The sequence below is a fragment of the Halomonas alkalicola genome (assembly GCF_030704205.1).
Classification (GTDB): Bacteria; Pseudomonadota; Gammaproteobacteria; order Pseudomonadales; family Halomonadaceae; genus Halomonas; species Halomonas alkalicola.
The window spans coordinates 2,301,472-2,314,035 of the sequence record NZ_CP131913.1; the positions used below are offsets into that span (position 1 = coordinate 2,301,472).

Genomic DNA, 12,564 nt, shown 5'->3' on the forward strand with positions numbered 1-12,564 from the left:
TCAATAGCCCGTCATCTCGAGGTAGCCGAGGCCGAGAGGCGCCCCCGTGGCATGGTCGCGGGCGACCACCTCCCCCTCCCAGTAGGGCACCGTGGTGGCCATCCAGCGCTCGGCATGGGGCGCCTCGACGATCAGGTCGAGCCCCGCCGCGGGCACCTCGAGTCGCCAGCGGGTGGGTACCTCGCGGCCGGCCACCGACGAGGTGGCCAGCGGCGTGAGGACGAGTTCGTCCGGCGCCAGCGCCCGGGGCTCCCCTGCCGGGGTGATCCAGGTGCCGGAGCGGTAGTCGCCGCCGGCCTCGCCGCCGCCGCGCAGCTGGAAGGCCATCAGCCGGTGGCCGTCCTCCAGGTGCAGCGAGAACCAGTCCCAGCCCGCCTGCTCGGGGCCCAGCAGCTGGCTGCTCCACTCCCGGTCGAGCCAGCCCTGGCCGCTCACCGCATGGGTCTCTCCTTCCAGCACCACCTCGCCTTCCACGCGCCAGAAGGGCTGGCTGACGTACATCGAGCCCTGGCCATCGGAGGACTTCTGGCTGAAGCGGGCGTCGCCGTGCAGCACCAGGGGACCCTCGGCGGTGAGCTCGAGACGGTAGCCGACGCGTTCCTGCCCCTCGCCGTCGAAGGCGGTCAGGGTGAGGCGCTCGAAGGTGTCGGCGTCCGGGTCTTCCACCCGGGTGGCCAGCGTCCAGTCGTCGAGCCAGGCGCGGAAGGGCTGGGCCACGGCGCCGGCCTGGCCGGCGCGGCCCTCGCTCGGGTCGGCGGAGTGGCTGCGGGCGAAGCGCTCGGCCACGGCGTGCCGCTCGCCCCGGGAGACCGCCAGGTGCGCCATCCACAGCTGGTCGGCCACCCAGGGGGCCTGCGCCGGGCGCGCCTCCGGCGGTGCCTCCTCAGGAGGGGAGAGCGCCTGGCGGAACAGGGTCCACTGCACCCCCAGGGGGTCGCCGGCCTCGTCCTCGAGGTTGGCGGTGAGGTACCACCACTCGATGCGGTAGTCCGGGTGGGCGCCGTGGTCCTCGGGGAAGCGCAGCGGCGTGCCGGGGCGTGCCTGGGTATAGCCCTCCGCGCTCTCGCCCAGGCCGGCGAACCCCGCGCCCGAGCTCGCGGGCGGTGCCTCGCCGCAGCCGGCCAGGGCCAGCACGGGGGCCAGCAGCAGGGCGGCGAGGCGAGGGCGCAGGAAAGGGGGCATCAGGCAGCCTCCTCGGCCAGCAGGTCGCGCGGCGGCGTGCGCCACAGGCGCAGCACCGGCAGGGCGGCGGCGGCCAGCGCCACCCCCACCGCGGTGGCCAGGGTCAGCAGGATCTCGCCGGGGAAGAGGTGCAGCGGCAGGCGCCAGCCGAAGGCCGCCACGTTGATCACCGCCACCAGCCCCCAGGCGATGGCGATGCCCAGCGGAATCGCCATGAGACCGGTGGTCAGCGCCGCGCCGCCCAACTGGGCGAGCTGGACCCGGGCGAGCTCGGCCCGGGGCACGCCCAGGGCCCACAGCGGTGCCAGCCGGCGGCGGCGCTCCGCAGCCTGGGCGAGCAGGCTGGCCAGCAGCGCCAGGGCCGCCACCCCCAGGGTCAGGGCGTTGAGCGCCCGGGTGATGGTGAAGGTGCGCTCGAAGATGCCGGTGGCGATGCGCTTCACCTCGCGCTGGTCCTGCACGCTGTCGCGGCCCAGGCCGAACTCCCCGGCCAGCGCCTCGGCCAGGGCCGCGCCGTCGGCGCCATCGCCGAGCACGATGCCCAGCGAGCCCGGCGGTGCGCCGAAGCGCTCGGCCAGGTGGGGAACCGCCAGCAGCACCTCGCCGCGGGGGTTGCCGTAGTCCGGGTAGATCGCCGCCACCTCGAGCCGGGTCTCGCCGCCCGGGGCCTCCAGGCGCAGCCGGTCCCCCGGGGCGATGCCCTCGGCCACCGCCAGCTGCTCGTTGACGAAGGCCGCGCCGTCGCGAAATGCCCCCCAGGCCGCCTCGCGGCCGTCCTGGGTGGCGACCAGCGGCCAGCTCGGGGTCAGGGTCTCGCCGGGGGTGATGGCGTAGAGCCCCACCGGCAGGTCGCGCTCCCGGGCCGGGCGCGAGGCCTCGTTGCCGGGCTCGATGGCCAGCAGGCGCGACTCGCTGCGCCGGGTGGCCAGGCGCTCGGCCACCTCCGGGCGTTCGGCCAGCCAGGCGTCGATCGCCGCGAACTGCTCCGCCGGTGGGCGCAGGTAGAGGTCGGCCACCAGGCGCTGGTCCAGCCACTCCAGGAAGGTGAGGCGAAAGCCCCCCACCATGCTGCTCACCCCCAGGTTGGCGGAAAGCGCGACCAGCAGCGCCATCATGGCAAGCGACAGCCGCGGCAGCTGCAGCTGCAGGTCGGCCAGGGCCCACTGGGCCAGGGGGCGACGTCTCGCCAGGTGGGTGAGGCCGGCCAGGGCGGCGCCCAGCAGCGGGGGCAGCCACAGGGCGCAGGCCAGCAGCAGGGCGCCCACCAGGCCGAAGCCGGCCACCAGCCCCTCGCCCGGCGTCAGGCGCCAGAGCCAGGCCGCCAGCGCCAGGCCGACGAGGGCCGCCACCGCGCCGGCGGCGGCCATCAGCGCCAGCTGGCGGCGGAACCCCGAGCGCCAGGCCTGGGCCTGCCCCAGCCCCAGCACGCTGAGCCGCGCCGCCCGCCACAGCACCCCGCTGCCGGCCAGCAGCAGGCCGCCCAGGGTGACCGCCACGCCGCCGACCCAGTAGTGCCAGGGCAGGCGCAGCTCGGCGCCCACGCCGGCGCCGTAGAGGCTGCCCAGGGTGGCGGCCACGTCGGGCAGCAGCGCCCGGGCCAGCCACACCCCGCCGGCGATGCCGGCCAGGGCGCCGATCAGGCCCAGCAGCACAAGCTCCAGCGCCAGCGCCGCCACCAGGGCGCGGCCGGAGACCCCCAGGGCGCGCAGGGTGCGCAGCATCCCCAGGCGCTGCTCCAGGGCCAGGCCCAGCGCCGCCTGGACGATGAAGAGCCCCACCACCAGCGCCAGCAGGGCCAGGGCGGTGAGGTTGAGGTGGAAGCTCTCGGTGAGCTGGCCCGGCGAGACCAGCACATCGGCCCGGGTCAGGGCCAGCCCCGGCGGCGCCTCGCCGAGCGCCCCCGGTGCGGCCACCAGCCGGGTGATCCGCGCGCCGCTCTCCAGCAGGGCCGCGGCGGCGGCGATATCCATCACCAGGGTATCCGGCGGCAGCGAGAGGGCCAGGGTCAGCGGCGGCAGCGGGCGGCCGTCGGCCAGCCGCGGGGTGGCGCCCTCGGCATCGGCCCGGGCCAGACCGAAGGCGACCAGGAGATCCGGCGCCAGCCGGGTCTGCCAGGGAGGCGAGAGGAATCCGGTGAGCTCACCCGGGTGTGAAGTGGAATGGCTGCCGGCGGTGGCGAACTCGCTGTCGCCGGGCAGGGTGAGCGGGTCGATGCCGATCACCGTCAGGCGGGTGCCGTCCGGCGCCGCCAGGGTGCCCTCCAGCAGCGGCGAGACCGGCAGCCCCGCCAGCCGCAGGGCCAGGTAGTCCTCCCGGGTCAGCGCCTCGCCGTCGCGGCGCTCCAGGCGGTCCAGGCCGGTGGAGAAGAGCGCCTCGGCCCGGGCGTAGCTGTCCCGGGCCGAGGCGTTGATCGCCTGGACGCCGCTCCATAGGGCGCTGGCCACCCACAGGCCCAGCAGCAGCATCACCAGCTGGCCGGGGTGGCGCCGATAGTGCGAGAGCAGGGTGGCCAGCACCACGGCCATCAGGCGTCTGCCTCGGCGGCCTCGCGGGGAGCGAGCCGCCCACGGGAGAGCAGCAGGCAGCGGTCCAGGGGGGCGGCCACCTGGGGGCTGTGGGTCACCATCAGCAGGGTGCAGCCGGCCTGGCGCACCAGGCCCAGCAGCAGCTCGAGCACCTCGCCGGCGCTGGCCTCGTCGAGGTTGCCGGTGGGCTCGTCGGCCAGCAGCAGCGCGGGCCGCGGGGCCAGGGCGCGGCCGATGGCCAGGCGCTGCTGCTGGCCGCCGGAGAGCTGCTCGGGGTAGCGCCGCTCCAGGCCCGCCAGCCCCAGCCGACGGATCAGCTCCGCCGACCAGTCCGGGTCCTCCACGCCGGCCAGCCGCGCCTGCAGGCGCAGGTTGTCGTGCACCGAGAGGCTCGGCACCAGGTGGAACTGCTGGAACACCAGGCCCACTGCCTCGCGGCGCAGCCGGGCCCGCTCGGGCTCGCTGAGCGACGAGATCATCCGGCCGCCCAGGCGGACCTCGCCGGCATCGGGCAGGTCGAGCCCCGCGGCCAGGTGCAGCAGGGTCGACTTGCCGCTGCCCGATTCGCCCATCAGCGCCAGGCTCTCGCCGGGGGCCAGCGTCAGGTCGACCCCGGCGAGCACCTCGAGTGGCCCCTGGGGCGTGGCGTAGGCGCGGTGGACCTGGCGAAATTCCAGCATGGCGAGTTCCCGGTGGCGTTCCCTCCGGCATGGTGGCACAGAACGCCCCGCCGCCACAGACGACTCACGGAGCAATGAAGCCGAGCGGGCGATCGGGTATAACCGGACACCTGGATGGGCGGCCCCATGGCCGGGGGAGGAGAAGGCGTGACGGTTACCGTCTCGAGACACTTTGTCAGCGAGCTGTTCCTGGGCGTCCCGGCGCTCGCGGCCGAGCGTGCCGCCCTGCTGCGCCGTGCCGGCATCTCGCCGCGGCTGCTGGAGTCACCCCACGGGCGGGTCACCGTCGACCAGTTCGCCACCCTCTATCGCCTGCTGGTCAACGAGTGCGACGACGAGACGCCGGGCTTCTTCGCCCGGCCCCTGCGTGGCGGCACCCTCAAGCTGCTCTGCCTGAGCCTGCTGGAGGCGCCGACCCTCAAGGTGGCGCTGCATCGCTACCAGCTCTTCTTCCGCATCCTGCTGGACGACTTCGGCTACGAGGTCAGCCACGGCGACGCCCTGGTGCGCATCGGCCTGGTGGAGAGCCGGCTCCCCGCCGGCAACCGCATCCTGGTCCACGAGCTGATGCTCAAGCTGCTGCACGGCATCGCCTCCTGGATGATCGCCCGCAAGATCCCGCCGATCATGATGGAATGCGCCTATCCCCAGCCTGCGCACAGCGCCGACTACCGCTACTTCTATCCCGGGCAGCTGGCCTTCGATCGGCCGCAGACCGCGATCTACTTCGATCGAGCGATTCTCGATGAGCCGATCCGCCAGACCAAGCGACACCTGGGGGCCTTCCTGCAGCGGGCCCCGGCGGACTGGTTCTACGTCTCCTTCGAGGAGCGGCTGCTCTCCCACCGGGTGCGCGAGCACCTGAGCCGCCAGCACGCCTATTCGGCCAGCGTGGCGGAAGTGGCCGAGGCGCTGCATATGTCGGTGCGCAGCCTGTCGCGCCGCCTGGCGGCGGAGGGCACCCGCTTCCAGGCGGTCAAGGACGAGTGCAGGCGCGACTTCGCCATCCAGGCCCTGACCCGCAGCGACCAGCCGCTGCCGGGCATCGCCGAGTCCCTCGGCTTCCAGGACCTGGCCTGCTTCAGCCGCGCCTTCCGCGCCTGGACCGGCGATACGCCCGCCGCCTATCGGCGGGCGCTGGCCACGCCCCGGTAGCGCCCGGGCCTGCGCCCTCACGCCTCCTGGCGGATGCGCTTCTTGTCGAGCTTGCCGACGCTGGTCTTGGGGATCTCGTCGACGCAGCGAACGGTGGAGGGGAGCGCCCAGCGGTTGATCTGCCCCTCGCTGACGAAGCGCTTGAGGAAGGCCAGGATCTCGTCGCTTGTCGGCGGCGCATTGAGGTCCGTGGGCACCACCAGGGCGGCGGGGCGCTCGCCCCACTGCTCGTCGGGCACGCCGATCACCGCCACCTCGGCCACCCCGGGGCACTGGGCGATCAGGTTCTCCAGCTCCAGGGAGGAGACCCACTCGCCGCCGGTCTTGATCACGTCCTTGATGCGGTCGCGGATCTGCAGGAAGCTGCGCTCGTCCAGGGTGGCCACGTCGCCGGTATGCAGCCAGCCGTCGCGCCACAGCTCCTCGCTGCGGGTGGTCTCCTTGTAGTAGGCCTGGGTGAGCCAGGGGGCGCGGACCCGCACCTCGCCGACGCTCTCGCCGTCCTGGGGCAGGGGGGTGCCGCTCTCATCCACCACCTGCAGGTGCACCAGCGGCACCGCCACGCCCGCCTTGCAGCGCCACGGCAGTTGGGTCTCGAAGTCCGCCTCGACGATGTCCCGGGGCAGGATGTCGGCGGTGAGCAGCGGGCAGGTCTCGGACATGCCGTAGGCGCTGCGGGTATCGATGCCGAGCTCCCAGGCCCTGCGCGACAGCGCCTCGGTCAGCGGGCTGCCGCCCACCAGCACCTTCCAGCCGGAGAGGTCGACCCGACCCGAGGCGATCGCCTCGGCGGCCCACCACCACCATGCCGAGCAGGGTGGGCACGCAGTGGGAGAAGTCCACCTTCTCGCTGACCAGCAGCTTGACCAGCATCTCCGGCTCGTAGCGCCCCGGGTAGACCTGGGTGGCGCCGAGCAGGGTGGCGGTGTAGGGCACGCCCCAGGCATGCACGTGGAACATCGGCGTGATCGGCATGTAGACCTTGTCGCGGTTGAGCAGCTCGAACCCCGGCGCCTGGAAGGTGCTGGCCTCGCCCAGGGTGTGCAGCACCAGCTGGCGATGGGTGAAGAAGACCCCCTTGGGGTTGCCGGTGGTGCCGGTGGTGTAGAAGAGCGTGGCCACCGCGTTCTCGTCGAAGGTGGGGAAGTCGTAGTGGCCGGGCTGTTCGGCCAGCAGCGCCTCGTACTCGCCCACCAGCGGCAGGGGAGTGTCGACCTCGCCGGGCTCGTCCTGGCACAGCAGGTAGCCGTGGATGCGCGGCAGCCGCTCATGCAGCGAGGCGAGCAGCGGCACGAAGTCCTGGTGGACCAGCACGAAGGCGTCCTCGGCGTGCTCCATGGTGTAGTGGATCTGCTCCGGGGAGAGGCGCACGTTCACGGTGTGCAGGATGGCCCCCAGCATGGGCACGGCGAAGAAGGCCTCCAGGTAGCGGTGGCTGTCCCAGTCGAGCACCGCCACCACATCGCCGGCGCGCACGCCCCGGGCGGTGAGCAGGTGGGCGAGCTGGTGCACCCGCTCGCGGAAGCGGCGGTAGCTGTGGCGGCTCAGGTCGCGGTAGACGATGGGATTGTCGCCGGCCATGCGCACGCCGCTCTCCAGCAGCTCGCCGATCAGCAGCGGCGGGTTGGTGGCCGAGGGCGTGGGCGGCAGGATCTTCGGGTGGACGGTGGTCATGGTGCTCTCTCCTGGCGTCTTGTCACAGGCGCTCGATCAGCAGGGCGATGCCCTGGCCGCCGCCGATGCAGAGGGTGATCAGGCCGTAGCGGCCGCCGGTGCGCTCCAGCTCCGCCAGCGCCTTGATGGTCAGGATGGCACCGGTGGCGCCGACCGGATGGCCCAGCCCCACGGCGCCGCCGTTGGGGTTGAGCTTCTCGGCCGGGAAGCCCAGCTCGTCGGCCACCGCCATGGCCTGGGCGGCGAAGGCCTCGTTGGACTCGATGACGTCGATATCGGCCATGGCGATGCCGGCCTGCTCCAGGCAGCGGCGCACGGCGGGAATCGGGCCGAGCCCCATCAGACGGGGCTCGACCCCAGCGGTGGTGCCTACCAGGAAGCGTGCGCGGGGCGAGAGGCCGCGCCGCTCGGCTTCGTCGGCGTGGGCCAGCACCAGGCTGGCCGCGCCGTCATTGAGGCCCGAGGCGTTGCCGGCGGTGACGATGCCCTCCTTCTGAAAGGCGGGTCGGAGTCGGGCCAGGTCCTCCAGGGTGACGCCGTCGCGCACGTGCTCGTCCTGGGCGAAGACGCGCTCCTGGCGGCCCTCGCGCACGGTGACCGGCACGATCTGCTCCGCGAAGCGCCCCTCGGCGATGGCCCTTGCCGCCTTCCGGTGGCTCTCCAGGGCGAAGCGGTCCACCGCCTCGCGGGTCAGGCCGTGGCGGCTGGCGATGTTCTCGGCGGTGCAGCCCATGTGGCCGCTGCCGAAGGGGTCGCTGAGAATCCCGAGGGTCAGGTCGGTGACCGCTGCGTGCCCCATGCGCAGGCCGCTGCGCGCCTGGGGCGGCAGCAGGTAGGCGCCGCGGCTCATGGACTCGGCGCCGCCGGCCAGTGCCAGGCGGCTGTCGCCCAGGGTGATCTGCTGGGCGGCGGAGAGCAGCGCCTGCACCCCGGAGCCGCACAGGCGGTTGACGTTGAAGGCGCCGGCCTCGTCGGGCACGCCGGCCTCCCTGGCAATATGGCGCGCCAGGTAGGCGTCCTCGGGGCCGGTGGTGATGATATGGCCGTAGACGGCGTGGTCGATGGCCGCCGCCTCGACGCCCGAGCGTGCCAGCGCCTCCCGGGCGGTGATGGTGCCGAGCTCGTGGGGGGCGAGGCCGGCCAGGCTGCCGCCGAAGCCGCCGATGGCGGTGCGGGCACCGCCCAGAATGACAACGGAGTCCAGTTGCATGAGGTCTCTCCCGGTTCAGGCCTTGCCCAGCAGCGAGCGGGCAACGACTTCCTTCATGATTTCCGAGGTGCCGGCGTAGATGGTCTGTACCCGGGCATCCAGATAGAAGCGCGAGATGGGGTACTCGCGGGTGTAGCCGTAGCCGCCGAAGAGCTGCAGGCAGGTGTCGGCGGTGGCGCACTGCATCTCGGTGAGGCGCAGCTTGAGAATGGCGGCCTCGGTGGGGCCCATGGCGCCCTGGCGATACTGCGCCATGCACTTCTCGAGGTAGGCGCGGCCGAGTTCGATGTCGGCCTGCACCTCGGCCAGGGTGAAGCGGGTGTTCTGGAAGTCGCCCACCCGCTGGCCGAAGGCGCGGCGCTCTTGGACGTACTCCAGGGTCAGCGCCAGGGCCCCCTCCATGGCGCCCAGGGCCTGGGCGCCGACGCCGAGCCGCTCCCGGGGCAGCTCCTGCATCAGGTAGGCAAAGCCCTGGCCCTCCTCGCCGAGCAGGGCGTCGGCGGGGAGCTCCATGCCGTCGAAGAAGAGCTCGGCGGTATCGCTGGCGTGCTGGCCGATCTTCTTGATCGGCTGGCCCCGGGAGAAGCCGGGCAGGGTGGTGTCGACGAGAAAGAGCGAGACCCCCCTGGCGCCCGCCTCCGGGTCGCTCTTGGCGCAGACGATCACCAGGTCGGCCACCTGGCCGTTGGTGATGAAGAGCTTGCTGCCGTCCAGTCGCCAGCCGCCCTCGGTGGGCTGGGCGCGGGTCTTCATGGCGGCCAGGTCGCTGCCGGCGCCGGGCTCGGTCATGGCGATGGCGCCGATCACCTCGCCGCGGGCCATGGCCGGCAGCCAGCGCTGCTGCTGGGCCGGGGTGGCGATATGCAGCAGGTAGGGCATCACGATATTGGCGTGGATGTTGTAGGCGCTGGCCAGGCCGCCGAAGCCCTGCCGGGAGATCTCCTCGATGACCAGCTGGGTGATGGCGAAGTCGGCGCCGGCGCCGCCCAGGGGCTCCGGCATGTCGATGCCCAGCAGCCCCGCCTCGCCCATCTGCTGCCAGAGCTCGCGGGGCAGCTCGCCGGCCGCCTCCCAGGCCTCGTAGTGGGGCGCCACCTCCTGCTCCAGGAAGCGGCAGATCATGTCGTGGAAGAGCGGGGTCAGCTCGTCCTGGGGGATGGCCTCGGTCACGCGTTCAGCTCCTTGCGCAGGTGTCGCTTGAGAATCTTGCCGGCGGTGCTCTTGGGCAGGGCGTCGGCGAAGAGCACGCGCTTGGGCACCTTGTAGGGCGCCATGACGCACTTCGCATGGGCGATCAGCGCCTCCTCGCTCACCTGCTCGCCCTCCTTGAGCACCACCACGGCGGTGATCGCCTCGATCCACCTCTCGTCGGGCAGGCCGATCACCGCCACCTCGGAGACGGCGGGGTGCTGGAACAGCCCCTCCTCCACCTCGCGGCTGGCCACCACCACGCCGCCGGTATTGATGACGTCCTTGATGCGATCGACGATGTAGAGGTAGCCCGCCTCGTCGAAGTAGCCCACGTCGCCGGAGTGGAACCAGCCGCCGAGGAAGGCCTCCTCGGTCATCTCCGGCTTGTCCCAGTAGCCGGTGAGCAGCTGGGGCGAGCGGTGGACGATCTCGCCGTGCTCCCCGGGGGCGACGTCGTTCATCTCGGCGTCGACGATGCGGGTCTCCACGGTGAGGATCGGGCGGCCCGCCGAGGCTGGCCGCGCGCCGTGCTCCTCCGGGCGCAGCACCGTGGCCAGGGGGGCGATTTCGCTCTGGCCGTAGCAGTTGTAGAGCCCCACGCCGGGGATTCGCTGGCGCAGCTCCTCCAGCACCGGCACCGGCATGATGGAGGCGCCGTAGTAGGCCTTCTTCAGGCGGCTGAGGTTGGAGCGTGCGAAGTCGGGGTGGCGCAGCAGGCTGATCCACACCGTGGGCGGGGCGAAGAAGGAGGCGATGCCCTGGCGGCTGATCTGGGCCAGGCAGTCGTCCGGCAGCGGCGCCTCGCGCAGGTGCACCGGCGCCCCCAGCAGCAGCGCCGGCATCAGGAAGACGTGCATCTGGGCGGAGTGGTAGAGCGGCAGGGCGGCCAGCATCGGCTCGTCGCCCTTGAGGTCCAGCTCCACCATGCAGGCCAGGTACTCGGCGAGCAGCGCCTGGTGGGTCATCATCGCCGCCTTGGGGGCGGCGGTGGTGCCGGAGGTGTAGAGCAGCTGGGCAAGGCTTGCGCCCTCCACGGCTACCTCCGGCTCGGCGGCGCTGCCCTCGCCGGTGGCCGTGGCCAGCACATCGAAGCCGCTGCTCTCCCCCGCATGGAGGGTGCCCGATAGCGCCAGCGCCCTGCCCCTGGTGGCGGCGGCCACGGTGTCGGCCAGGCTGAGGTCGCTGAGCAGGCCGGCGGCGCCGGACTGCTCGAGGATGTAGCCGAGCTCGTCGGCGGTCAGGGCGTAGTTCACCGGCACGTGCACCAGGCCGGCGCGGGTCGCCGCCAGCCAGGCGATCACGTAGGCATCGGAGTTCTTGCCGTAGACCGCCAGGCGGTCGCCGGGGGCGAGGCCGGCGCCGAGCAGGGCATTGGCCACGCGGTTCACGGCCCGGTTGAGCGCGGCATAGGTCCACTGGCGGTCATGGAAGGCCAGGGCCAGCTGGTCGCCGTGCTTGCGGGCGCTGCGGTTGAGGGCGGCGCCGATGGTGTTCTGCTGGATCTTCGGGTTGAGGCTCATGTCGTTCCCCCCTCAGGCGCCGTTGTTGACCAGGTGGCACTGGCTGTCGGACAGCGGGCGGAAGGCCTCCTCGGCGGGGATAGTGCGCACCAGCCGGAAGAGGTCGTCCTCGTCGACCGCCTCCTCCGGCGACTTCACCTCCACCAGGTACATGTCGTGCACCATGCGGCCGTCTTCACGGATATAGCCGCCGGTGGCGAAGATGTCGTTGATCGGCGTGGCGGCCATCTGCTCGCGTACCGCCTGGGCCTCGTCGGTGCCGATGGCGTCGACCGCCTGCAGATAGTGCAGGGTGCTGGAGTAGAGGCCGGCGTGGACCATGGTCGGCATGCTGCCGGTGCGCTCGCGGAAGCGCTCGGCCCAGGCGCGGGACTCCTCGTCGCGGTCGTAGAACCAGGCCTTGGTGAACTGCAGGCCCTGGGCATCCTCGAGGCCGATGCTGCGGATATCGGTGCTGAACAGCACCATGCCGGCCAGGATCTGGCCCGCCTGGGTGATGCCGAACTCGCTGGCGGTGGCAATGGCGTTGATGGTGTCGCCACCGGCGTTGTTCAGCGCGATCACATCGGCCCCGGAGGCCTGGGCCTGGAGCATGAAGGAGGAGAAGTCGGTGCTCGGGAAGGGGTGGCGCGCCTTGCCCACGATGGTGCCGCCGTTCTCGAGGACCACCCGCTCCACGTCGCTCTCCAGGGCGTGGCCGAAGGAGTAGTCGGCGCTGAGCAGGTACCAGTTGGGGTTGCCCTCCTGGGTGATGGCGCGGGCGGTGCCGTTGGACATCGCCCAGGTGTCGTAGACCCAGTGGATATGGTTGGGCGAGCAGCTCTCGTTGGTCACCCCGGAGGAGACGGCGCCGTTGACCAGCCCCAGGCGGTTCTCCTCCTCCAGCAGGCGCACGGCGGCCAGGGTGACCGATGAGGCCACCAGGCCGGTGACCATGTCGACGTTGCGCTCGTCGATCCACTCGCGCACGACGCTGGAGCCCACGTCGGCGCTGTTGCGGTCGTCGGCGCTGAACACCACGATGTCGGCGCCGGCCACGCTGCCGCCGACGTCCTCGATGGCCATCTGGATGGCATCGAGCCCCAGGGGGCCGATGGGGTCGCGGTAGACGCCGGACATGTCGGCCAGGTAGCCGATGCGGATCTCGTTGTCGGTGATCTCGGTGGCACCCGCCTGGGAGGCGAGCAGGACGGAGGCGGCGAGGGTGCCCAGGGCAAACTGACGGGTCTTGATCATGGAGAGGCCTTTGCGTGGTCGCGTTGTTGTTGTGCGTCTCTTCCGGTGCGCCGAGGCCGGCGCCCGACACCCATGGTAGGGGCAAAGGCCGGGCCGGAATTGACCTATCGAGCCAGAGTTTTTGCATTTCGTGCCAATCTGGCGGGCGCTTTTATCAAGCAGGCAAACGAAAGGGGCCGGATGCCGACATA

The 12,564-nt window shown here is 72.2% G+C and carries 8 protein-coding genes and 1 pseudogene; 1 reads left to right on the forward strand and 8 read right to left on the reverse strand.

The annotated features are described in order from the left end of the window. Genes B6N23_RS10975 through B6N23_RS10985 form a run of 3 tightly spaced genes read right to left on the reverse strand, consistent with a single transcriptional unit; the run spans position 1 to position 4,387 of the window. Positions 1-1,182, reverse strand: coding sequence for a lipocalin-like domain-containing protein (locus tag B6N23_RS10975; RefSeq protein ID WP_305498802.1), 1,182 nt, complete (start codon positions 1,180-1,182; stop codon positions 1-3). Further along, complete coding sequence (locus tag B6N23_RS10980; RefSeq protein WP_305498805.1) at positions 1,182-3,707, reverse strand: FtsX-like permease family protein; 2,526 nt, start codon at positions 3,705-3,707, stop codon at positions 1,182-1,184. The genes B6N23_RS10975 and B6N23_RS10980 overlap by 1 nt, the downstream gene beginning before the upstream one ends. Further along, positions 3,707-4,387, reverse strand: a complete 681-nt coding sequence (locus B6N23_RS10985) for an ABC transporter ATP-binding protein (RefSeq protein WP_305498807.1) — start codon at positions 4,385-4,387, stop codon at positions 3,707-3,709. The genes B6N23_RS10980 and B6N23_RS10985 overlap by 1 nt, the downstream gene beginning before the upstream one ends. Positions 4,388-4,534: 147 nt before the next feature. Here B6N23_RS10985 and B6N23_RS10990 point away from each other — a divergent pair, with 147 nt between their 5' ends. Further along, a complete protein-coding gene (locus B6N23_RS10990) occupies positions 4,535-5,542 on the forward strand; it encodes an AraC family transcriptional regulator (protein ID WP_305498809.1) in 1,008 nt (335 codons plus the stop codon). Positions 5,543-5,559: 17 nt separating this feature from the next. Here B6N23_RS10990 and B6N23_RS10995 read toward each other — a convergent pair. The 5 genes and pseudogenes from B6N23_RS10995 to B6N23_RS11015 all read right to left on the reverse strand — a co-directional run bounded on the left by B6N23_RS10995 (position 5,560) and on the right by B6N23_RS11015 (position 12,373). Then, positions 5,560-7,216, reverse strand: a pseudogene (locus B6N23_RS10995) (fatty acid--CoA ligase). 22 nt (positions 7,217-7,238) lie between these two features. After that, a complete protein-coding gene (gene bktB / locus B6N23_RS11000) occupies positions 7,239-8,426 on the reverse strand; it encodes a beta-ketothiolase BktB (RefSeq protein ID WP_305498812.1) in 1,188 nt (395 codons plus the stop codon). Positions 8,427-8,441: 15 nt separating this feature from the next. Then, on the reverse strand, positions 8,442-9,548 hold the full coding sequence (locus tag B6N23_RS11005) for an acyl-CoA dehydrogenase family protein (RefSeq protein WP_305503781.1): 1,107 nt from the start codon (positions 9,546-9,548) through the stop codon (positions 8,442-8,444). 44 nt (positions 9,549-9,592) lie between these two features. Further along, positions 9,593-11,137, reverse strand: a complete 1,545-nt coding sequence (locus B6N23_RS11010; protein WP_305498814.1) for a fatty acyl-CoA synthetase — start codon at positions 11,135-11,137, stop codon at positions 9,593-9,595. 12 nt (positions 11,138-11,149) lie between these two features. Then, entirely contained in the window at positions 11,150-12,373 is a 1,224-nt protein-coding gene (locus B6N23_RS11015; RefSeq protein WP_305498816.1) for an ABC transporter substrate-binding protein, read from the reverse strand. Positions 12,374-12,564: the final 191 nt, after the last annotated feature.